Here is a 20,875-nt window from a genome sequence, read left to right as displayed (position 1 = left end):
TGGCCCTCCAAGTGGTGTGGGGTGGTGGGCCGTTACTCGCCACGCATGCGGAAACAAGGCGCGGCGGTGCATCGGCGGCCAGGGGGTGCGCACCTACGGCGATCCACGCGGGGACATCCCGCGTCGCCGTCCCGGGCAGCTGTGGAACCCACCGGTCTGTAGCACCAGTAGGCGCGCGACTCGCCGCCACCGCCATAGAGGTGCCACCGAATTACCCCGGATAGCGCAGCGCTCGGCGGCCTTCCCCGCGCACACCATCCACCCCGTGCGGCGCGTCTCCCATGGCCGGGGCACCGCGTACGCACCGCGCACACGCGTCCGCCGTGTGCCTGCCGGGGGCGCGTCGGCCCGGGGGCCGACGCCGCCGGGGGCCGCTATTCGCCGAAGCCTCCCCCGAAGCCACCGCCGAAGTCGCCACCGTCCCCGAAGCCCCCGCCGAAGTCGCCGCCGTCCCCGGAGTCGCCGTAGCCACCGCCGAAGTCGCCGGTGTCGTAGCCGGGGCCGAGGGATCCGCCCAGCAAGGTGCCGATCAGCAGTCCGGGCAGCAGCATCGAGCCGTATCCGCCGAAGTAGCCGCTCGCCCAGGGCCCGTAGGCCGGACCGGCCTCCCAGTACGGGCGGCGCCGGTCGCCGCCGACCGGGACGGTGCGGGCGTCCGGCTCGGCGCCGTCGTCGATGCGGGTGGCGTCCGCGGCGCAGGCCGGGACCGAACGCCGGGTGCCGCCCAGGGGCGCCCACGGGACGTCCCGGACCGATGGGCCATGGCGCGGGTCGAAGAAGCACGGAGGGCGCCGCTGGGGCAGCGGGCGGCCCTCGCGGCGGGCGTCGAGCACCGTCAGCGCGAAGCGGCCCTCCTCCAGCGCCTCGGTCACCGGCCGTACGTCCCCGGGGCGCCGGGCGGCGGCCGATCTGGCCTTCGCCTCCTCGTAGGCGTCCAGGGCGCGGCCGTAGTCGTCCACCATCTCGGGGGTGGACGCCGGGTCGGCGGGGTCGAAGCGGGTCCGGCTCAGCTTCTCCCCGTACGCGGTGATGTCCTCCTCGACCGCGCCGCGCACCTGCTCCAGCTCGGCCAGTTCGCGCTCGCGATGCTGCTTACGGGTGCGCCGCACCATATAGAGACCGCTTCCGGCGACGGCGGCCAGGACGATCAGCACGGCCACCGCGTCACCCGCCGACAGACCGGTGGAGTCGCGGGCGCCCTGGTCACCTCCGGTCCCCTGGTCGCCGCCGGTCCCCTGACCGGCCCTGTCGTGGAACTCCGTGGCCGCGTCGGTCACGAAGCCGTCCAGGGCCGCCGCGAGGTCGCGTGGATGCTGCCGCAGGTTCTGCGCCGCCAGCGCCTGCGAGGTGCGCCCCGGCAGCACCGAGGTGTCGGAGGCCGCACCGAAGGAGGAGCCGAGCGCGACGGCGTAGATGCCGGGACGGTCGACGGCGGCACGCAGCCGCCCGAAGACGCGGTCTCCGCCGTACGCCGGGTCGTCCGGCAGCACGGCGACGTAGATGGGCGCGCGCGTCTCGCGGATGTGTGCCACCAGGGCGCGGGCCTGCCGGGCGCTCAGTGCGTCGGAGGCGCCGGGATCGACGTACACCGGGCTGCTCCGCAGCGCCTTGCCGATCTTGTCCACATCCGTTTCGGCACGCGGCCCCGCGGCGGTGAGCAGCACCGCCGTCAGGGCGACGAGGAACGCGAGGAGCAGCGTGCCCCATCGCGGCGTCTTGCCGGACACACTTCGCATTTACCCCTATAAGCACCATATATGCGCGAGCATGCCCTTCAGCGCCGCGTGGCCGAACCCCGCCACTGTCCCTGACGGGCGGTGGCGGGGCTCAGTGCGGTGCGGTCAGATGGTGGTCCGGACGCCGTTGACCGCCCCGGTGACGACCTGTGTGCAGTCGGAGACGCCCGAGGCCCCGAAATTGGCGTCTCCCGAGTAGACCGCGCTGACGTCCCAGGTGCCCGCCGCAAGGATCTGGTCGGAGAGGAAGGCGAATCCGAAGGCGTCCACGGGCACGCTCATCTCGATGGTGGTCATCCCCATGACGAGGGTGAAGGCGACCGTTCCCGTCGGAGTGCCGTCGCCGGGCGCCATGGCCGCCACGAAGGCGACGAAGTCGATGGGCGTGCCCTCCTCGGCCGGGTTGGGGTTGGAGCTGAGCGAGGTGATCGAGTTCGCCATGTCCACCGTCTGCGTCAGCGGCGCCGATGTCGACGTGGCGAAGTCGGCGTCGCCGCTGTAGGTGGCCGTCACGGTGTGCGAGCCCGTGCCCAGGCCGCTGGTGATGAACGTCGCGGTGCCGCCCGACAGCGGCTCGGTGAACGTACCCCCGCCCGTACCGCTGATCACGAAGGTGACCGAGCCGGTCGGGGTGCCGGTGGTGGGCAGGTTCGGGGTGACCGTGGCGGTGAACGTCACCGGCTGCCCGAACACGGACGGGTTGACCGAGGACGCCGGCGTCGTGGTCGTCGCCGCGGGCCCGGGATTCACCGTGTGGGTGTCGGTGCCGGAGGACGCCAGGAAGTCCGCGCTGCCGCCGTAGAGGGCGACCACGGTGTGCGTGCCGACGCCGAGGGTGCTGAGGGACAGCGTCGCCGTGCCGGCCGACAGCGGCTGGACGAACGTACCGCCCCCGCTGCCGCCGATGATGAAGGTGACCGAGCCGGTCGGGACGCCCGCACCGGGTGCGACCGGGGTGACCGTGGCGGTGAAGGTCACCGGCTGTCCCGGCGTCGAGGGGTCCGGCGCCGATATCACCGATGTCGTGGTCGACGCCTGGATCACCACGACGGCCGTGGTGCCGGTGGACGAGGTGAAGTTGACGTCGCCGTTGTAGGTGGCGGTGACGATATGGGTGCCGAGGGTCAGGTTGGGGACGGTGACCGAGGTCGTCCCGCCCGACAGCGTCCCGGTCAGCGTGGGGCCGCCGCCGACCACGAAGGTGACGGTGCCCGTGGGCGTTCCGGCGCCGAGCGGGATCACGGTGGCGGTGAGCGTGACCGACTGCCCGGCCACGGCGGGGTTCGGTGCCGCCGTGACCAGGGTGACAGTGGGTGAAGCCATGATGGGCCCTCCAAAGGGAGTGGAATGGTGGGCCGTTACTCGCCACGCGGGACGGTGACCGCGCGTGGCGGCACATCGGAGGCTAGGGGGTGCGCACATACCGCGAGCGACGCGGGATGCGCGTCTCGCCGTCCCCCGGCAGATGTGGAACCCACCGGTCTGTAGCACCAGTAGGCGCGCGACACGCCGTCAACACCATAGATAAGCACTCGAATTACCCCATACGGTGCAGCGCCCACGCCCTCCCCCGGCGCACTCCCCCACCCCGTGCACGGCGCGCTTCCCCTGCTCAGGCTCCCCTGGCGCGCCCAGCGCATGGCGGGGCGTCAGAGGACGTGGCCGTCGGCCGGACAGGGGCGGCTCAGCGCGTGTCCAGCGGAGCGCTCAGTCCGCGCGGCCGGTCGCGGCGACGGTGACACCGAGGCCGATCATGGAGAGCCCGCCGACGCCGCCGACCATCGCGAGGCGTCGCGGGGAGCGGGCGAACCAGGTACGGGCGGTGGCCGCGGCCAGACCCCACACGCTGTCGGAGATCACCGCGATGGCGTTGAAGATCAGGCCGAGCAGCAGCATCTGCCAAGCGACATGCCCCTGCTCACGATCGACGAACTGGGGCAGCACGGCGGCGAAGAACACGATCGTCTTGGGGTTGGCCACACCGACCGCGAACCCCTCCCACAGCGTGCGCAGACCGCCGTGGGCGGGGCCGTCGCCGGTGAAGGCGGCGTGCAGCGAGCGGCGCTGCCGCACCGCCTTGACGCCCAGATGGACGAGATACGCGGCGCCCACCAGCTTCAGCGTGGTGAAGACGACGGCCGAGCGCTCCACCACGGACCCGACGCCCAACGCCACGGCCACGACCAGCACATACGCCCCGAGCGTATTGCCGACGACCGTGGTCAGCGCCGCGCGGCGCCCCTGGGCCAGTGCCCGGCCGACCACGAAGAGCACGCTGGGGCCGGGGATCACGATCAGCAGAAAGGACATGGCCGCGAAGGCGAGCAGCCGGTCGATGGACACCATGGAGCGCATCGAAGCACGCCAACACTCCGCGGCTCCAGCCCTTTTCCGGTCCGGCGCGACGGGCGGCCCACTGTGCCGCGGCCGCTCCACGTTCGGTGGACCTCACCATAAAACCCGGGCATCCCTGTCCCGGTCTGCGGCAATCTGGGGCGCACCGGATGGAAAACAGACGCCCAGAGGGATTTGTGACGTCCAAAATCACGAAGCAGGCGGAACCGCCATCGGAACAACCGCCGGAACAGCCGTCGGAACCATCGGATTCATCGGCGGAGCGGCCCGCCGAGGAGTTGCGGTTCCGGCCGCCCACGCTGACGGCCTGGGAGCGGAACCCCGTCACCACCCGGGCCATGGCCCGCAGACTGCCCCAACTGGTGCGCCGTTCGCTGGCGCTGGCCTGGAAGGTGGACCGGAAGGCGGTGGTGGCGCTGCTGGTGTGCCAGGCGCTGTCGGGGTTCTTCGAGGCGTTCGGGCTGCTGGCCACCACGGGCACGATCACTGCCCTCATCTCCTCCGGCCAGATCACCGACCGGCTCCGGGAAGCGCTGCCCTCGATCGCGGTGCTCGCGGGGGCGGCCGGGCTGCGGGCGCTGCTGGGGATCGCGGTCGGCAACATCTCCAGCCGGCTGTCCCCGCGGATCTCCCGGGAGGCCGAGACCCAGATGCTGGACGCGGCGATCAACGCCGAGCTTGCGGCGTACGACAACCCCGGGTTCAACGACAAGTGGGACGCGGCGGACCGGGGCGCCGAGGTGGCACGAGATCTGATCACCGAGTCGCAGCAGCTCATGGCGTGTCTCTCCTCGCTGATCGCGGCGGCGGGCGTGGTCACCGTGCTGCATCCGGCGCTGCTGCCGCTGTTGTTGCTGGCCGCGCTGCCGCAGGGGATCGCGGGGATGAAGGCGGCCCGGGTGCAGTACGAGACCAGTCGCGCCATGAGCGCCGACCGGCGCACGCTCGGGCTGCTGCGCTGGTACATGATGGACAAGGACATCGCCGATCAGCTCCGTTCCGGCACCATGGCGGAGTTTCTGCTGAAGCGGTACCGGGCCATCGGGGCGCGGGTGGACGCGGCCACCGACAAGGCGGTCCACCGGGGCGCGCGGTACGCGGTGCTGGGGGCGGTGGCGGGCGGGGTGGCGTCCGGGCTGGTCTGGGTGTCGCTGGCGCTGCTCCTGGGCGCGGGGCGGATGTCGGTGGCGTCGGCGGGCACGGCGGTGTTCGCGCTGCGGACGGTCGGCGCCTCGCTCCAGGGGATGGTCGGTTACGGGACGCGGCTGTTCCGTACGGGGCTGTATCTGGACGACTGGGCGGAGTTCATCGAGGAGGCGGGCGGGCACCGAATGGTGCGCGGCACCCGGGTCCCGGCGCCGCCGCGGGTCATCAGGGCCGAGGGGCTCACCTACGCCTATCCGGAGTCCGACGCCCCGGCCCTGGACGATGTGACGCTCGAGGTGCGGCAGGGCGAGGTGCTGGCGCTGGTCGGCGAGAACGGCTCGGGCAAGACCACCCTGAGCAAGCTGCTGACCGGGCTCTATCTGCCCACCAAGGGCGCGGTGACCTGGGACGGCGTGGGTGTGGAGGAGCTGGATCCGCAGGCGATGTGGCGGCATACGGCGGTCGTGCCGCAGGACTACGCGCACTGGCCGCTGTCCGCCCGCGACAACATCACCCTCGGCCAGCCGCACGGCGGGGACGAACGGGTCCGGGAGGCGGCGGTCCGCTCCGGGGCGCATGAGGTGGTGGACGGGTTGCGCAGCGGGCTGGACACCCTGCTCGCCCGGCAGTGGTGGGGCGGGGTGGAGCTGTCCGGCGGGCAGTGGCAGCGCATCGCGCTGGCCCGCGCGTTCCACCGGCCCGCCGGGCTGCTGGTGATGGACGAGCCCACCAGCGCGCTGGACGCCCGCGCCGAGCACCGGATCTTCGCGGGGCTGCGGCGGATGGCGGAGGACCGGGCCGTCGTCCTGGTCACCCACCGGCTGGCGAACGTGGCGGTGGCGGACCGGATCGTGGTGCTGGAGCGGGGGCGGGTGATCCAGAAGGGCACGTTCGCGGAGCTGACGGGGTCCCCGGGGCTGTTCCGGGAGTTGTGGGAGCTACAGAACGACCGCGGGGTGCCGGCGCCGCGCGGGGAGACACCCTGAACTCCGGCCCCGGTCAGGGGCTCCGGGGTCAGGGACCCCGGGGGCAGAGGCTCTGGGGGCAGAGGCTCTGGGATCAGGGGCTCCGGGATCAGGGGCTCCGGGATCAGGGACTCTGGGATCTAGGGCTCTGGAACCGGCCGGTTTCGGCGGCGCGGGCGCGGGAGGCGGCTATCTCGGCGTAGGCCCGGTCGCGGCCCTCCCAGTGGGAGCCCTCGACGGACTTGCCGGGCTCGAGGTCCTTGTAGACCTCGAAGAAGTGGGTGATCTCCTTCCGGTCGAACTCGGGGACGTCCTCGATGTCCTGGACACCGACGTAGCGCGGGTCATGGGCCGGGACGCAGAGGATCTTCTCGTCCGGGCCCTGCTCGTCGCGCATGCAGTACATGCCGATGGCCCGGCAGAGGATGACACAGCCGGGGAAGGTCGGCTCGGCGACGGTCACGAGGGCGTCCAGCGGATCGCCGTCCCGGCCGAGGGTGTGGTCGACATAGCCGTAGTCGGCCGGGTACTTCGTCGAGGTGAACAGCATCCGGTCCAGCCGGATCCGGCCGGTCTCATGGTCCATCTCGTATTTGTTGCGGGACCCCTCCGGGATCTCCACGACCACATCGAACTCACCGTGCTCCATCGCGCCCTCCGGTCACCCCTGCGCTCCGATGTCCTTCCAGTGTGCTCCGGGCCCGCCGGGCGGGCAGCTCGGACCGGGGCGGCTCAGCCGCCGCGCACCAGGGCGTCGATCTCGGCCTCGAAGAGGACCGAGGGATCGAAGCCCATGCCCGTGAACTGGCCTTGCACATCAAGGCTGATCACGCCGTGGAGCCGGGTCCAGGTGCGCAGCGCACGGCCCTTCACCTCCCCGCCGGGCTCCTCCCCGGGCCCCCAGGGGCCCGCGCCCTCCAGATGGCGCGCCAGCTCGGCCTCGAGCTCGGTGAGGGGCTGCTGACGGCCCCCGTCGACACCGCCGCCGTCGGCCTCAACGGCCTCGCCGACGGTGGCGCAGGCGTCGAAGATGGTCCGCATCAGGCTGGCCGCGATCTCGGTGGTCTCCGGCGGTGCGTGGTAACCGGGCACCGGGGTGCCGTAGATGAGCAGATAGCGGTCGGGCTGACGCTTCGCCCAGTCGCGCAGGGCGCGGGCCAGGGCGCGGAAGCGGTCGGCGGGGGCGGCGTCGGCGACGGCCTGGGCCAGGGTCTCGGCCAGATCGCGGTAGGTGTCGGTGATCAGCTCGGTCAGCAGCTCGTCCCGGCTCGCGAAATAGCGGTAGAGGGCGGGGCCGGTCATGCCCATCGCCTTCGCGATCGCGTTCACCGAGATGCCGGCCGTGCCCGACTCGGACAGCTGGGCCAGGGCCACGGCCTTGGCCTCCTCCCGGGTCTGTTTGCGGTAGCGCTCTCGCCGTGCTGTCGCCATGGACGCGCCTCTCGTACGGGTCGTCGATCTCCCACTTGACACACCAAGAGTAACAGGTTCATTGTTTGGTTAGAAGTTCTCACCATAGCGAGAGCTCCTCACCTGAAGCGAGGTCAGCCATGATCACCGAAGTCGTTCTCCCGGGCCAGGTGGAGCCGGAAGGGCTCGAGCTGCGCACCCGCCCGCTGCCCGAGCCCGGCCCCGGGCAGGCGCTGGTGGCCGTCGAGGCGTCGGGGGTCTCCTTCGCCGAGCAGCAGATGCGCCGCGGGAAGTACTACGACCAGCCGCCGTTTCCCTTCGTCCCCGGCTATGACCTGGTGGGCACCGTGGTCTCGACCGGCCCCGGTGTGGATCCGGCGCTGCGGGGGCGCCGGTTCGCGGCGCTCACGAAGATCGGCGGCTGGGCCAGCCACGCCCTTGTCGACGCGGGCGATCTGGTGGAGGTCCCCGAGGGGGTGGACGCGGCGGAGGCCGAGACGGTGGTGGTCAACGGGATCACGGCCTGGCAGATGCTCCACCGCGTGGCCAAGGTGCGCCCCGGGATGACCGTGCTGGTGCACGGGGCCAATGGCGGGGTGGGCACCACCCTGGTCCAGCTCGCCCGCCACGCGGGCATCAAGGTCATCGGCACCGCCTCACCCCGCCATCACGACGCGGTGCGCGCCCTCGGCGCCACCCCGCTGGACTACCGCGATCCGGATCTGCCCGGCCGGGTGCGCGCGCTGGCCCCGGGCGGGGTCGACGCGGTCTTCGACCATGTCGGCGGCGAAGGCATAGTCGACTCCTTCCGGCTGCTCGCCCGCGGCGGCACACTGGTCTCCTACGGCACGGCGGCCACCCGGGACGCCCCCGGCTCGTCCCGGGCCCCGGTGCTCAAGCTGTTCGCCCGGCTGCTCCTGTGGAATCTGCTGCCGAACGGACGGGGGGCGCACTTCTTCAACCTCTGGGCCGGACGGCGCCGGAAGGCCGCCTACCAGGCGCGGATCCGCGCCGACCTGGGGCAGGTGCTGGCGCTGCTGGCGAGCGGCGAGTTCACCGCCATGGTGGCGGCGAGGATTCCGCTCTCCGACGCCGCGGAGGCGATGCGGCTGGCCGAATCCGGCACCGTCACCGGAAAGGTGGTCCTGGTCGCGGACCAGGACGCCCGCCGGTGCGGCGAGGAGGGCGCGCGATGAGCGGCAAGCCCCGGGACATCACGGCCGCCCCCGTCGCCACCGTGGAGCTGCCCACCGCGTTCCCGTGGGGATCCACGGCTCCTGGATACCCGACCCGGCCACCAGTTCGTGATAATTTTCGTATACGAGTTGTATGCGAAGCAGCATGGGGGCCCAGTGCCAGCTCAGTCCGGACGAGAAAAGGCGTACGCGTTCCTCAAGGAGACCGTGCTGACCGATCCCGATATGCAGGGCAGCTTCCTGACCGAGCAGGAGATCGCCGACCGGATCGGCATCTCCCGGACCCCGATCCGTGAGGCCCTGCTCCTGCTGGCGGCCGAGGATCTGGTGCAGCTGGTCCCCAAGCGGGGTGCGCATATCGCCCCGCTCTCCGGCCGGGAGATCACCGAGCTGATGGAGCTGCGCGGGATCGTCGAGCGCTATGCCGCCGAGCACGCCATCGAGACGGGCACGGTGCCGGTCGGGAAGCTGACGGAGCTGCTGGAGCGGCAGCGCGAGCTGATGGGCCCGGAGCAGGCCAAGGAGTTCATCGCCATCGACCATCTCTTCCACGCGACCATGATCGCCGCGGTGGGCAATGAACTCCTCAACCGGCACTACGAGGGGCTGCGCAGCCGCCAGATCCGGGCCGGGGTGGTGGCCCTGTACAACCAGACCGGCCGCCAGGAGGAGGTGCTCGGCGAGCACCGCGCGATCCTGGAGGCGGTGGCCGCCGGGGATACGGAGGCGGCCCGCACGGCGATCAGCGCCCATCTGGAGTCAACGCTGAAGGTGCTGCTCGCCGGGTGAGTCAGCGCCCGGCACCGCCTCCGGGTACCGGCACCGCCTCCGGGTAGGTGATCACCAGCATGGTGACGCCCTCCTCGGAGACCCAGGGGCCATGCGGCTTCCCCGGTGGCCGACAGGCGTAGCACCCGCGCGAGAAGGTCTCCCCCAGCGTCAGATCGCGCATGCTGCCCTCGAGGAGATAGACCTCCTCCCAGCCGTCATGGCGGGCCACCCCGGACGGGGAGGTGTCCGTCCCCGGCTCCCAGCGCACCAGGGCGGTGGTGTGGGTGCCGCTCCCGTCCATGGCCAGGATCTGTTCGCCGACCCCCGCGGCCGCGCCCGGCGGCCGCCGCCAGGGCCCGGACGGCAGATGGAATTCGCGCTCCGGTTTGGCCCCGCCGGTGCCGCTCATGGCTGTACGCCCAGCCTGCGGTTGGCCAGGACGGACACCGTGCGGCGCACCGCGGTGACCTCCTCGGTGTCCACCTCCCCCACCAGCAGCCCCGGCCCCGCGTCCAGCCGCTCCCGTACGGTGCCGTCGGGGCCGATCAGGGCGCTGTGGCCGATACCGGTGGGGGCGGAGGTCGCGGCGGTGAGGCCGGACGCCGCCGGATCGGCCTGGCCCACGGCCGCCAGCCAAACGGTGGCGTCCAGCGCCCGCGCCCGGGTCAGCAGCTCCCACTGCTCACGCTTACCGGGCCCGGCTCCCCAGGAGGCGGGCAGCAGGGAGAGCACCGCGCCCGCGTCGGCATGGGCCCGGAAGAGCTCGGGGAACCGTACGTCGTAGCAGGTGGCCAGGCCGATCCGGACGCCGTCGAGGTCGAAGGTCACCACCTCGGAGCCCGGGGCCACGGTCTTGGACTCGGCGAAGCCGAAGGCGTCATACAGATGGATCTTGTCGTAGGAGGTCTCCACCCCCGGGCCGGTGGCCAGCAGGGTGTTGGTCACCCGGCCGTCCGGCGCCGGGGTGAACATCCCGGCCACGACCACCAGCCCTGCGTCCTTCGCGATCTGCCGGACCTCGGTGGCCCAGGGGCCGTCCAGCGGTTCGGCGATCGGGCCGAGCCGGGTGCCGAAGCAGGCCATGGCCGCCTCCGGGAAGGCGACCAGACGTGCCCCGGCCTCCGCCGCCCGCTGTGTCTCCCGGCGCAGAAGGGCGAGGTTCGACGCCGGGTCCGGGCCCGTGGTGATCTGGCTCAGTGCGATGCGGAGGGGCATGGCGGGTGCTGCCTCATTTCCTGGTCGGGAGAAGCTGGTCGGGAGGGGCGGAAATTCCTGGTCGGGAGGGTCGGCGGGTCGGTGGGTCGGGCAAGCGCGAGGCGGCGCGTCCGCCGGGCTCGGCCTGGGTGCGCCGCCCCATCCCGCCCCTTCCCCGGCGCGGCCCGCTTTACAGCTCCGCGGAGCCGACAGCCGACAGCCGACAGCCGGGAGCCGGGAGCCGGACACCGGGCGCGCGAGCCGGGGCAGGGCCGCCGCGGGGGCAGGGCGGGAACGGGTCAGGAGACGGTGGTGGAGGATGCCGTCCGGCCGACCGGGAGCGGGAGCGGCTCCTCGTCCTCGGCGGAGCCGGGGTCCCGGCCCAGCCAGAGGCCGATCACCGTGACCACCGCGGTGATCGCGATGTAGATGGCCAGCGGCACCCATGCGTGATACGTCCCCAGCAGCGCGGTGAAGAGCAGCGGCGCGATCGCGCCGCCGATGAGCCCGGCGAGGGTGTAGGCGAGCGAGGAGCCGGTGTAGCGCAGCCGGGGGGAGAACTGCTCGGCGACGAAGGCCGCCTGCGGTCCGTACATCAACGAGTGGATCACCAGCGCGCCGACCACCCCGAGCGTGAGCAGCGCCCAACTGCCGTCCGCGACCAGCGGGAAGAACAGAAACGGCCAGACACCGGCGGCGACGGCGGCGCCCCCGTACAGCAGCCGCCGGTTGACACGGTCCGAGAGCGCCCCGGCCAGCGGGATGAGCACGATCTGGAGCGAGGAGCCGATCAGCACGGCGGTGAGCGCCGAGCCGCGTGACATGTCCAGTTCCTCGGTGGCGTAGGTGAGCACGAAGACGGTGAACATCGCGTACAGCACATCGGGGGCGACCCGGCTGAGGATCGCGGCGGTCAGCGCCTTCGGCTGGGTGGTGAACACCTCGCGCAGCGGGGCCTCCGGGCGGTCCTGCGCGGCCTCCATCGCCTTGAAGACCGGGGTCTCCTCCAGCTTGGCGCGGACCCACAGGCCGAACGCCACCAGGGCGCCGGAGAGCAGGAACGCCACCCGCCAGCCCCAGCTGAGGAACTGGTCCTCCGTCAGCGCCGCGCCCAGCGCGGCCAGGACACCGTTGGCCAGCAGATTGCCCGCCGGGGGGCCGACCTGCGCGGCGGAGGCGTAGAAGCCGCGCCGCCGCGGATCGCCGAACTCGCTGGACAGCAGCACCGCACCGCCCCACTCACCGCCGACGCCGACGCCCTGTGCGAAGCGCAGCAGCACCAGCGCGGCCGGGGCGGCTACGCCGACCGTGGCGTAGGTGGGCAGCAGCCCGATCAGCAGCGTGGCGCCGCCGATGAGCACGAGCGTCGCGATGAGCACCTTCTTACGGCCGATGACATCGCCGAGCCGGCCGAAGACGAAGCCGCCCAGCGGCCGGGAGAGATAGCCGACGGCGTAGGTGGAGAAGGCCAGCAGGGTGCCGGTGAAGGGGTCCTTGGAGGGGAAGAAGAGATCGCCGAAGACGAGGGCCGCGGCGGCGGAGTAGACGGCGAAGTCGTACCACTCCAGGGCGGTGCCGGTGAGGCTGGCGACGAAGGCGCGCCGCACCCCGGACCGGTCGGCCCGGGGCTGCGGTGCGCTCGATGCGGTGGGCTGCATGTTCCGTCCTCGATGGTGGTGCATGAGGCTTACGGGATGGTACGTGGTGCTTTCGGGGTGATGCGATGAGGTGGGCGGGGGTTTACGTGGATCGACCTTCCGGCATACTTGTTGTATACCAAGCGTATGCGCAACCCCTCAGGGGGAAGTTAACCGCTTCGAAACCGCGGAAAGCGCGACCACGGCCACCACCACGGCACGCGCAGAACCCGCACGACCGCCCCACCGCGCCTTGGAGAGCACAGCCCATGACGACGCAGCCCTCGCAGCCCGCACAGCCCACCCGCTCCTCGCTCACCTTCGAGCTCCCCGACGGCTCCCTCCACCACGTGGACGTCGTCCAGGTGCTCAACGCGGGCTACGCGGGACGCAGCCAGGACGATGTGGCCGCCCATGTCGCCGAGCTCGCCGAGCTGGGCGTGCCCGCGCCCTCCGTGACGCCCGCCCTCTACCCCGTCTCCCCCTACCTCGCCCAGCAGACCGGCCGGGTCAGCGTCCAGCACGGCCACACCTCGGGCGAGGCCGAGTGGGCGCTGGTCGTGGCCGCGGACGGGGAACTGCTGCTGACGGCGGCCTGCGACCACACCGACCGGGCGCTGGAGGTCCACGGCGTGGCCTGGAGCAAGAACGCGGCCCCCGATGTACTGGCCACCCGCGCCTGGCGGCTGTCCGATGTGGCGCCCCGCCTCGACGATCTGACGCTCCGCGCCTGGGTCACTCACGACGGTGAGGAGACCGAGGTGCAGAGCGGCACCCTGGCCGAGCTGCTGCCGCCGTCCTACTGGGTCGAGGTGCTGCGCGAACGCGGTGACCTGGTGCCCGGCACCGTGCTGATCTCCGGCACGATCCCGATGGCCGAGGGCGTGGACCAGTTCGCCGAGCGCTGGCGGGTGGAGCTGGGCGACCCGGCCACCGGGCAGACCATCGAATGCTCCTACGACGTGGTCCCGCTGCCCGAGCCGATCGGCTGAGCCCGGCCCGCGCAGAGGCCCGCACAGAAGCCCACGCAGAGGCCCGCACAAAGCCCGCGTAAAAATTCGTGCAAAAGCCTCGCGAAGACCCGCGCGAAAAGAAGACAAAGGCACACAGGCAGCATGCGAAGACCGCCCGCCGCACGCCCCTCGGGGGCCCGCGGTGGACGGCCTTCGCCGTTGTCCAGATGGTCAGATGGTCCAGGGATTCAGCGTCCGGTCAGGTTTCCCTGCCCTTCCGCATCACCATGCCGGCCGCGATCAGGCCGAACAGGCAGGTGATGGCACCCACGACAACATTGTTCGCGATCACCCCGGCATCGGCGCCCCGGGCGACCACCCAGGGGGAGATGATCATCCATATACCGATCGCGGACATGGCCCAGCACAGGCTGTACATCCTCCTCGGCGCCGTGGTGAGGCCGAGCCCCAGCAGGGCGACCGTGATGCCGAGGATGAGGTTGTTGACCATGAGGTTGGGGTTGGTGCCCGAGAAGTGCACCACCCAGGGAGAGATGGCGAAGTACAGACCGGCGAGAAGCACCGGCCCGTCGAGGAAGACAACGTCCCTCGCGTCCATCATGCGGGCGTAACGCTCCCGCATCTCGGTCACGTCGGGGTGGCCCGTGAGATCGCCTCTCGCTCGTGAGACGTCGGCCATTCGACTCGCCTCCTTCGATCCATGCAAGTCTGACCGCGCAGTGCGGTAAAAACACCGCACCACTATTGTGCGCCTCGCCCTGGCTTATAGGTAGATGCCGGATTCGCACCCAATGGCGTATAGTTTGCCGTCGCGCCTCTTCCTGCTCAACGGCCGAGCGCCCCGGGCCCGATATCTGCTTCAATAGGGCCATGGCCAGCCTCCACGACATCGCGACGGGTCGTTATGACCTCGAGCCGTTCTGGCCATCCCGGCAGGCGCACCACTTCGACCGCGAGTGTTGCCGCGCATCCGATGCGCGGGCCCGCTCGCTCGGCCGCTGATCTCTTCGCCCAGCCGCCCAGCCCGCGCGCACGACGTCCACTGACGCCTTCTCGCGCGAAAGAGCTGACCTCCATGACGAATCTGCGTCGTCTGTCCTCCGCCTCCGCTCCCGCCACTCCATCCGCCCAGTCCGCCCCGTCCGCTGCGCCCGCTTCGGCGGCCCGCCAGCGGCTGCGGGCCGTCGCACCGGACGAGGTGCCGCCGGTCGCCGATCTGCTGCACCCCGGCGCCACCTGGCTGCCCGCTCCCCCGCACACCGTGCCCACGCTCCCCGGCCATCCGCCGATGGTCGGCTATCTGGTGCTGGTCCCGGCCGACCGTCAGCATCCCGAGGCGGCCGCGCCGCCCCCGGAGGGGATACCGGCGACCACGGGTGACGAGCTCATCCGGATCGATCCCGACCGGCGGACCGCCGAGGTCGCGGGGCGGCCGCTGGACCTGACCTATCTCGAGTTCGAGCTGCTGAGCCATCTCGTGGCCCATCCGCACCGGGTGCACAGCCGCGATCAGCTGGTGACCACGGTGTGGGGGTACGGCCATGTCGGCGACGGCCGTACCGTCGATGTCCATGTGGCCCGGCTGCGCCGCAAGATGGGCCGCGAGCACCGGGGGACGATCGTGACGGTGCGGCGGGTGGGGTACAAGTACGTGCCCACCGCCTGACCGCTCCCACGAGCGCGCGCCGCCATGAATGCATGACGCCGCGAACCCATGACGCCATGAAGCCGTGACGTCATGAAGCCGTGACGCCGTGACGCCACGAACCGGTGAACGCCCGCCGTGCCGGGCAGGCCAGGAGCCTGTCCGGCACGGCGGGCGCGTGCGTAGCCGAGGTGTACGCCGCGGACCTCAGCGGCCCGCCCCGACCAGCGGCGGCCGCGGCCGCTCCACCGGCTCCTCGCCGTGGCTGACGTTCGGCAGCCACCGCAGGGCGCGCGGCAGATACCAGTTGCGCTCCCCCAGCAGTGCCATCACCGACGGCAGCAGCACCATCCGCACCAGCGTGGCGTCCACCAGCACCGCGACCGCGAGCCCGACGCCCATCTGCTGCATGTCCTGCATCCGCAGCAGGGCGAAGACCGCGAACACGGCGACCATGATGGCGGCCGCCCCGGTGACCGAGCCCGCCGTCGTCCGGATGCCCTCGCGGATCGCGTCGCGGGTGGCCAGCCCCCGCTCATGGGCCTCCCGGATCCGCGAGACCACGAAGACGTGGTAGTCCATCGACAGCCCGAAGAGGATGACGAGGACGAACAGCGGCATCCATGACTCGATCGCCCCGGCCGGCTCCATCCCCAGCAGCTCCGCGCCCCAGCCGTGCTGGAAGACGGCGGTCATCGTGCCGTACGCGGCGCCCACCGACAGCAGGTTGAGCAGGATCGAGACGATCGCGATCGGCAGCGACCGGAAGCAGAGCAGCATCAGTACGAAGGTCACGGCGGCGATGAAGAGGAAGACCGGTGCGATATCGGTCTTCAGCTGGTCGTTGAAGTCGCGGTTCGAGGCGAGTTCACCGCTCACGTACACCTGGTCGGAGACCGGCCCGAGGATCCTCGGGGCCAGATCGTCCCGCAGGGTGTCCAGGGCGCGCCGGGAGGTGGCGTCCTGACCGTCGCCGGCCAGCGGCACCTCGATCCTGGCCACCCCCTCGGTACGGTGCGTCTCGACGTCGACCGTCCTGCCGAACCGCCCGGAGTCGGCGAGCCCCTTCTTGAAGTCCGCCACGGCCGCCTGGAAGCCGGGCGAGTCGACCTCGTCGGAGCGCAGCACCACCTCGGCCGGGGCGGGCCCGCCGGGGAAGGAGTCGATGATCTCCTTGTACGCCACGCTGATGGCGGCATCCGAGCCGAACTGCTTCTCCAGGCCGAGCTGTTCGGTCTTCATCCCGAGGGCGGGTGCGCACAGCACCAGCAGCAGCGCGCCCGATACTGCGGCGAACAGCTTCGGCTTGGCCAGGACGGGCCGCATCAGCCTGCCGGAGACGCCACCGCTGGCGTGCACGCCCTTCTTGCGGCGGCGGTTCAGCAGCGGCACCCGTCCGGCGTCGACCCGGTCGCCCAGCCAGGACAGCATCGCGGGCAGCACGGTCACCGAGCCGAGCATCGCCATCAGCACGACCAGGATGGTGGCGACCGCGAAGCCGTGGAACAGCAGCAGCCCGGACAGGAACATCCCGGACATCGCCAGCATGACCGTGACCCCGGAGATCAGCACCGCCCGGCCGCTGGTGGCGGCCGCGATCCGCAGCGCGGCCCCGGCGTCCCGGCCCGCGGCCCGCTCATCGCGCTCCCGGCGCAGATAGAACAGCGAGTAGTCGACCCCGACAGCCAGGCCCACCAGGAACATCACCGAGTTGGTGGAGTCGAACAGGGGCAGCTGGTGGCTGACGAGGGCGAGCAGTCCGAAGGTGCCGACGCAGGCGGTCACCGCGAGCAGCACCGGCAGCAGCGCGGCGACCAGCGCCCCGAAGACCACCAGCAGAATGCCGAGCGCCAGCGGTACGGCGGTCAGTTCGGCCTTCTTGAAGTCGTCGGTCAGCATGTCGTCGAGCCGGTGCTGGGCGGTGGCGTCGCCGAACTCGTACGTCACGATCCCCGGATGGGCCGATTCGGTCTTCTGCACCGCCTCGACGACCGGTTCCACCCGCTTCCCGGCCGTGTCCGGGTCGCCCTTCATCTCAAAGCTGATCAGGGCCTCCCGTCCGTTCTCCGAGCGCACCGGGGGCTGGACGCGCACCGTCTCCCCGGTCCGCTCCAGCCGCCCCGAGAGGTCGCGGGCCGCGTCCCGCCAGCCGTCCGGGCGGTCGCTGCGCAGCATCACCATCTCTCCGGCCGGGGTCTGGAGGCCCGCGTCCTCCAGGATCTTCTCCGCACGTGCGGAATCGCCCGTACCGTTCTCGGAATTGGTCATCTGCCGGGATCCCGACATACCGCCGACCACGGCGACGACCACGACGAACAGCAGCCATCCGATGATCGCGGTCTTGCGGTGGCGGGTGGACCACCCGCCCAGCCGCACGGCCAGGCTCTTCCTCGTTGCACTCATGGCATCTCTCCCCGTGAGGTACGGACGGAACAGGTCATGCCACGACGTTAGAAATTCGCAGGTCCGGGCCCCAGCCGGGCAGCCACCCAGTCGCCGAGCCATAAGGCGAGGCGGGGAGGTGGTGCCAGGTACACCCCCGGGCGGTGTGCGGGCCCCCGTGTCCGGGCGGCGGGGCGCTGCCAGACTGATGAGGCCCGCCGGTGCGGGCCTGAGGATCCGACCTGCGAGGGGAAGCCGGATGAAGGGACGTAGAGCGCTGACGGCCTGCGTACGGGGGTTCGCCGTGTCGTGGCTCGCGCTGGTGTCGATCGCCCTGTCCGTGCTGACGATCGTGTCGATCTGCTTCATCCCGCTGGGCGTGGGGGTGTTCACCACCCCTCCCCTGATCCGCGCGGTGCGGGCGCACGCCAATCAGCGCCGGCTGCTCGCTGCCACCTGGGCCGATGTACGGATCCAGCTGCCGTACCGGCCGCTGCCGGCCGATCGGCGCTCGGGGGTCACCGGACAGGTGGAGCTGTGCACTTTTCTGCTGAAGGACCCGGCGACCTGGCGCGATCTGCTGTGGCTTCAGATCGATATGACGGCCGGATACGTCATCGCGCTGCTGGCCTTCGCCTTCATGCCGTACGGGCTCGAGGGGTTCGTCCTGGCCGCCGGGGTGTGGCAGCCGATCGTGGACGCGGGCGGCACCTACTGGTACGCGTTCCTGCCCATCGACTCGCAGTGGACCGCCCTCCTGGCCGTCCCGGTCGGCGCCGGTTTCATCGCCGCCGGAACGGCCGTCTCGCCCCTCCTGCTGCGCGGCCACTTCCTGCTCTCGCGCGCCTTCCTTGACCCGACCCCGCATATGGAGCTCGAGCAGCGGGTGCGGCGGCTCACCGAGACCCGGCATGACGCCGTGGACACCTCCGCCGCCGAACTGCGCCGCATCGAGCGCGATCTGCACGACGGCGCCCAGGCCCGGCTCGTGGCGATGGGCATGAGCCTGGGCACGGTGGAGGCCCTGATCGAACGGGATCCGGCCAAGGCCAAGGAGCTGCTCGCCGCGGCCCGTACCAACTCCGCCGAGGCCCTGGCCGAGCTGCGCGACCTGGTGCGTGGCATCCATCCGCCGGTCCTGGCCGAGCGCGGTCTGGGGGACGCGGTGCGCGCGCTGACACTGCGGATGGCGGTGGACGTGGAGGTGGACGTGGACCTCGCGGGCCGCCCCGAGGAACCGGTCGAATCGGCCGCCTACTTCGCGATCAGCGAGGTGCTGACCAACGCGGCCAAGCACGCGGGCGCCTCCCGGATGTGGCTGGACCTGCACCACGAGGACGGCATGCTGCGCATCGCCGTGACCGACGACGGCCACGGCGGCGCGGAGATCACCCCGGGCGGTGGGCTGAGCGGGGTCGAGCGCCGCCTGGGCACCTTCGACGGGGTCCTCGCGGTCAGCAGCCCCACCGGCGGGCCGACCATGGTGACGATGGAGATCCCCTGCACACTCTCGGCGCGGGGCGCCGCGCGATGATCCACTGGGCGCCCAGTGCCGCCCGCTGGCCGATCTGGTCGCGGCCGAGGACGTCCGACCACAACGCGGCGCTGATCGTCCGGCGGCTGCTGGAGAGCGCCAGGGAGGCCACACCGGAACAGCGCCGGACCGAGGGCCGGCTGATCGCCCGGCGGCTCGCCGCCCTTCCGCCGCCCCGGGTCTACCGACGACGTCGACGCGGCGTACGAGGCGATGCGCGAGGCCGGCGCGGAGATCGTCCGCCCCCTCCAGGACGGAGAGTGGGGCGTCCGCCGCTTCTTCGTCCGCGACCCGGGCGGCCGCGTGGACAACGTCCCGGGCCACCGCTGACGCCCCGGCGCGCTGCGCGCTCAGTCGGTGATGTACCAGTCGTCCTTCATGTACTCCAGGGTGCTGGTCCCGATCTCGTTTTCGGAGAAGGTGACGGGGGCCTTGACCGCCGCGGCCGGGATGTCGAACTTATCGGGGGTTCGTACGACGACCTTCTGCGGGTCGACCGTCGCCGTTTGCAGAGCCTTCTTCTGCGTGGGCGAGATCATCTGGAACGTGACGAGGAACGTGGACGTGCACGGACCGAACCCCTGATCCTCCGCCTGTTTCGCCGCCGGCCCGGCCACCTCACAGACCGTCTTGATGTCCTCCCGGCCGACGGCGTGCAGATACTCCTCGTACCGCCGGATCGCCCCTTCCTTCGTCCTGGGCGCGGCCTGGTCCGTGGGCTGGCCGGTGGGCTGACCGGTGGGCTGGGTGGGCTGGCCGGTGGGCTGATTCGTGGGCTGGTCCTTGGGCGGATCGGTCGGCGCCTTGTCACCGCCCCCGCAACTGTCGTTGGTGAAGATGCCCGACAGCAGACGCCCCGGGCGCGGGCCCATCGGCCCGTTGAATCCGCTCACATGCTGCTGCGACCCCCACCACCCGGCGTACCCCCACCAGGGCTCGCGGTTGACAGGGCGGGCGTGCTCCCAAGTGCGCCACTCGGCGCCGCCCTTCGAGGGCCGATCGAGCGTGCCGTTCACCCACTGGTTTTTGTCAGTCGGATAGGAGCCGTGTGAACCACGCGCCGAGTACACCGTCGGATGCCCGTCCTGCGGATCCAGTTCCGACCACTTCACGCCGCACGTATCTTTGCCATGCTTCGCGAACGTCACCGCCTCCGGCTTGCCGTCGCGCAGCTGGACCGCGACGCGCTCCCAGTCGCCCTCGTGCCGGTTGCCCGGGGTCAGGCTGTTGTAGGCGTAGAAGAACCAGTAGACGTACGCCGCGCGCTTCGGGTCGGTCTTGTGGTTGTGGTACTCCCAGTAGACCGGCGCGTCAGTGCCCTCACCCTTCCGCACCTCCTTCGGCGGGTCGAGATAGAAACCGCCGTCGGCCTCGGTCGAGGTGTGCCACTTATCCCCGTGTCCGGGGCAGGACACCGGCTTGGACGACGACTTCCCCGGCTGCACCTCCGCGTGCTTGTAGGAATTGTCCTTACTCCCCAACCGCCGCGGGTCGATCGGATCGGCCACCGGCCCCTCGTCACGGCAGAAGCCCTCGTGGTCGAAGCGCAGCGCGGACCGCCCGATGAACCGCGTCGCGTCCATCGGCAACAGTGACTCCCCCTTGGCCAGCCGCACCAACGGCGCGAACCGCGCGGCCTCGGCCGCGGACCCCTTCGAAGGCTCCGCCCCCGTCCACTCCTTCTCCTTCTCCGGCCCGCACGCCACCAACGCCGCCGAAAGCGACACCGCCACGCCCACCATCACCCGCATCCGACCCAGCACCGGCTCCCCCTTCGTTCGCCCGCCACCAGCCAGCAGCAGCACGTCAAGAGGACATTACGCGGAATCCGGCAGAACGGTTCCCCGCGCGGGGCGCCCAACCCGCAGGGCCAGGCGTCGGGCACTCCCGCTCACCGCACAGCGGTACATTCGTCGGATTCGGTCACGTC

At 71.4% G+C, this 20,875-nt stretch carries 18 protein-coding genes and 1 pseudogene; 8 read left to right on the top strand and 11 right to left on the bottom strand.

The genetic code is table 11. The features are described from left to right. Positions 1–374: 374 nt before the first annotated feature. The 3 genes from NQU54_RS08840 to NQU54_RS08830 all read right to left on the bottom strand — a co-directional run bounded on the left by NQU54_RS08840 (position 375) and on the right by NQU54_RS08830 (position 4,082). Entirely contained in the window at positions 375–1,727 is a 1,353-nt protein-coding gene (locus NQU54_RS08840) for a hypothetical protein (RefSeq protein WP_372505825.1), read from the bottom strand. A gap of 114 nt (positions 1,728–1,841) precedes the next feature. After that, positions 1,842–3,059 carry an Ig-like domain-containing protein gene (locus NQU54_RS08835; RefSeq protein ID WP_257630577.1) on the bottom strand — a complete coding sequence of 406 codons (1,218 nt, stop codon included), beginning with the start codon at positions 3,057–3,059 and terminating at the stop codon, positions 1,842–1,844. 384 nt (positions 3,060–3,443) lie between these two features. Then, a complete protein-coding gene (locus tag NQU54_RS08830) occupies positions 3,444–4,082 on the bottom strand; it encodes a LysE family translocator (protein ID WP_079260419.1) in 639 nt (212 codons plus the stop codon). Positions 4,083–4,267: 185 nt separating this feature from the next. Between NQU54_RS08830 and NQU54_RS08825 the strand changes: the two genes are divergently transcribed. Further along, positions 4,268–6,223: an ABC transporter ATP-binding protein gene (locus tag NQU54_RS08825; RefSeq protein ID WP_257630576.1), complete on the top strand. Its 1,956-nt coding sequence runs from the start codon at positions 4,268–4,270 to the stop codon at positions 6,221–6,223. 103 nt (positions 6,224–6,326) lie between these two features. On the opposite strand, the gene NQU54_RS08820 is transcribed toward NQU54_RS08825, so the two are convergent. Beyond that, a complete protein-coding gene (locus NQU54_RS08820) occupies positions 6,327–6,851 on the bottom strand; it encodes an inorganic diphosphatase (protein WP_257630575.1) in 525 nt (174 codons plus the stop codon). An 83-nt stretch (positions 6,852–6,934) separates the two neighbouring features. Beyond that, positions 6,935–7,633 carry a TetR/AcrR family transcriptional regulator gene (locus NQU54_RS08815; protein ID WP_257630574.1) on the bottom strand — a complete coding sequence of 233 codons (699 nt, stop codon included), beginning with the start codon at positions 7,631–7,633 and terminating at the stop codon, positions 6,935–6,937. A gap of 119 nt (positions 7,634–7,752) precedes the next feature. Here NQU54_RS08815 and NQU54_RS08810 point away from each other — a divergent pair, with 119 nt between their 5' ends. Both NQU54_RS08810 and NQU54_RS08805 read left to right on the top strand, forming a co-directional pair. Continuing rightward, positions 7,753–8,808 (top strand): medium chain dehydrogenase/reductase family protein, encoded by a 1,056-nt coding sequence (locus NQU54_RS08810; RefSeq protein WP_257630573.1) that lies wholly within the window; start codon positions 7,753–7,755, stop codon positions 8,806–8,808. A gap of 156 nt (positions 8,809–8,964) precedes the next feature. Next, positions 8,965–9,597 (top strand): GntR family transcriptional regulator, encoded by a 633-nt coding sequence (locus tag NQU54_RS08805; protein ID WP_093702759.1) that lies wholly within the window; start codon positions 8,965–8,967, stop codon positions 9,595–9,597. A 1-nt stretch (position 9,598) separates the two neighbouring features. Here NQU54_RS08805 and NQU54_RS08800 read toward each other — a convergent pair whose 3' ends face one another. From NQU54_RS08800 to NQU54_RS08790, 3 genes are all read right to left on the bottom strand, one after another. Continuing rightward, positions 9,599–9,988: a cupin domain-containing protein gene (locus tag NQU54_RS08800; protein ID WP_257630572.1), complete on the bottom strand. Its 390-nt coding sequence runs from the start codon at positions 9,986–9,988 to the stop codon at positions 9,599–9,601. Next, positions 9,985–10,794, bottom strand: coding sequence for a carbon-nitrogen hydrolase family protein (locus NQU54_RS08795; protein WP_069869289.1), 810 nt, complete (start codon positions 10,792–10,794; stop codon positions 9,985–9,987). The genes NQU54_RS08800 and NQU54_RS08795 overlap by 4 nt, the downstream gene beginning before the upstream one ends. Before the next feature lie 278 nt (positions 10,795–11,072). Beyond that, the gene (locus tag NQU54_RS08790; RefSeq protein ID WP_257630571.1) at positions 11,073–12,431 is read right to left on the bottom strand and encodes an MFS transporter; all 1,359 of its coding nucleotides are present in this window, start codon (positions 12,429–12,431) and stop codon (positions 11,073–11,075) included. 248 nt (positions 12,432–12,679) lie between these two features. Between NQU54_RS08790 and NQU54_RS08785 the strand changes: the two genes are divergently transcribed. Then, positions 12,680–13,402 (top strand): DUF2848 domain-containing protein, encoded by a 723-nt coding sequence (locus tag NQU54_RS08785; protein WP_257630570.1) that lies wholly within the window; start codon positions 12,680–12,682, stop codon positions 13,400–13,402. Positions 13,403–13,622: 220 nt separating this feature from the next. On the opposite strand, the gene NQU54_RS08780 is transcribed toward NQU54_RS08785, so the two are convergent. Further along, complete coding sequence (locus NQU54_RS08780) at positions 13,623–14,063, bottom strand: SPW repeat protein (RefSeq protein ID WP_069869286.1); 441 nt, start codon at positions 14,061–14,063, stop codon at positions 13,623–13,625. A gap of 191 nt (positions 14,064–14,254) precedes the next feature. Here NQU54_RS08780 and NQU54_RS08775 point away from each other — a divergent pair, with 191 nt between their 5' ends. Then, positions 14,255–14,386: a hypothetical protein gene (locus NQU54_RS08775; protein WP_256649896.1), complete on the top strand. Its 132-nt coding sequence runs from the start codon at positions 14,255–14,257 to the stop codon at positions 14,384–14,386. Positions 14,387–14,459: 73 nt separating this feature from the next. Continuing rightward, positions 14,460–15,050 carry a winged helix-turn-helix domain-containing protein gene (locus NQU54_RS08770; protein ID WP_100807468.1) on the top strand — a complete coding sequence of 197 codons (591 nt, stop codon included), beginning with the start codon at positions 14,460–14,462 and terminating at the stop codon, positions 15,048–15,050. A 186-nt stretch (positions 15,051–15,236) separates the two neighbouring features. Here NQU54_RS08770 and NQU54_RS08765 read toward each other — a convergent pair whose 3' ends face one another. Then, positions 15,237–17,432, bottom strand: a complete 2,196-nt coding sequence (locus NQU54_RS08765) for an MMPL family transporter (RefSeq protein ID WP_257630569.1) — start codon at positions 17,430–17,432, stop codon at positions 15,237–15,239. A gap of 238 nt (positions 17,433–17,670) precedes the next feature. Between NQU54_RS08765 and NQU54_RS08760 the strand changes: the two genes are divergently transcribed. Next, positions 17,671–18,945, top strand: a complete 1,275-nt coding sequence (locus NQU54_RS08760) for a sensor histidine kinase (RefSeq protein WP_257630568.1) — start codon at positions 17,671–17,673, stop codon at positions 18,943–18,945. 186 nt (positions 18,946–19,131) lie between these two features. Further along, positions 19,132–19,275 (top strand): annotated as a pseudogene (locus NQU54_RS08755) (VOC family protein); the annotation flags it as partial. A 20-nt stretch (positions 19,276–19,295) separates the two neighbouring features. Here NQU54_RS08755 and NQU54_RS49190 read toward each other — a convergent pair. Continuing rightward, the gene (locus NQU54_RS49190; protein ID WP_308408473.1) at positions 19,296–20,708 is read right to left on the bottom strand and encodes a PT domain-containing protein; all 1,413 of its coding nucleotides are present in this window, start codon (positions 20,706–20,708) and stop codon (positions 19,296–19,298) included. Between the last annotated feature and the right edge of the window lie 167 nt (positions 20,709–20,875).

This window comes from Streptomyces malaysiensis subsp. samsunensis, assembly GCF_024519315.1.
In the GTDB taxonomy this organism is placed as follows: Bacteria; Actinomycetota; Actinomycetes; order Streptomycetales; family Streptomycetaceae; genus Streptomyces; species Streptomyces malaysiensis.
Note: the sequence above shows the minus strand (reverse complement) of the source record. Positions and strands in the feature narration are given on the sequence as shown.

Excerpts from the sequence above, each read along its gene's own strand:
- NQU54_RS08835 (WP_257630577.1), bottom strand. The coding sequence starts at position 3,059 with ATGGCTTCACCCACTGTCACCCTGGTCACGGCGGCACCGAACCCCGCC.
- NQU54_RS08830 (WP_079260419.1), bottom strand. The coding sequence starts at position 4,082 with ATGGTGTCCATCGACCGGCTGCTCGCCTTCGCGGCCATGTCCTTTCTG.
- NQU54_RS08820 (WP_257630575.1), bottom strand. The coding sequence starts at position 6,851 with ATGGAGCACGGTGAGTTCGATGTGGTCGTGGAGATCCCGGAGGGGTCC.
- NQU54_RS08815 (WP_257630574.1), bottom strand. The coding sequence starts at position 7,633 with ATGGCGACAGCACGGCGAGAGCGCTACCGCAAACAGACCCGGGAGGAG.
- NQU54_RS08810 (WP_257630573.1), top strand. The coding sequence starts at position 7,753 with ATGATCACCGAAGTCGTTCTCCCGGGCCAGGTGGAGCCGGAAGGGCTC.
- NQU54_RS08800 (WP_257630572.1), bottom strand. The coding sequence starts at position 9,988 with ATGAGCGGCACCGGCGGGGCCAAACCGGAGCGCGAATTCCATCTGCCG.
- NQU54_RS08795 (WP_069869289.1), bottom strand. The coding sequence starts at position 10,794 with ATGCCCCTCCGCATCGCACTGAGCCAGATCACCACGGGCCCGGACCCG.
- NQU54_RS08790 (WP_257630571.1), bottom strand. The coding sequence starts at position 12,431 with ATGCAGCCCACCGCATCGAGCGCACCGCAGCCCCGGGCCGACCGGTCC.
- NQU54_RS08785 (WP_257630570.1), top strand. The coding sequence starts at position 12,680 with ATGACGACGCAGCCCTCGCAGCCCGCACAGCCCACCCGCTCCTCGCTC.
- NQU54_RS08780 (WP_069869286.1), bottom strand. The coding sequence starts at position 14,063 with ATGGCCGACGTCTCACGAGCGAGAGGCGATCTCACGGGCCACCCCGAC.
- NQU54_RS08775 (WP_256649896.1), top strand. The coding sequence starts at position 14,255 with ATGGCCAGCCTCCACGACATCGCGACGGGTCGTTATGACCTCGAGCCG.
- NQU54_RS08770 (WP_100807468.1), top strand. The coding sequence starts at position 14,460 with ATGACGAATCTGCGTCGTCTGTCCTCCGCCTCCGCTCCCGCCACTCCA.
- NQU54_RS08765 (WP_257630569.1), bottom strand. The coding sequence starts at position 17,432 with ATGAGTGCAACGAGGAAGAGCCTGGCCGTGCGGCTGGGCGGGTGGTCC.
- NQU54_RS08760 (WP_257630568.1), top strand. The coding sequence starts at position 17,671 with ATGAAGGGACGTAGAGCGCTGACGGCCTGCGTACGGGGGTTCGCCGTG.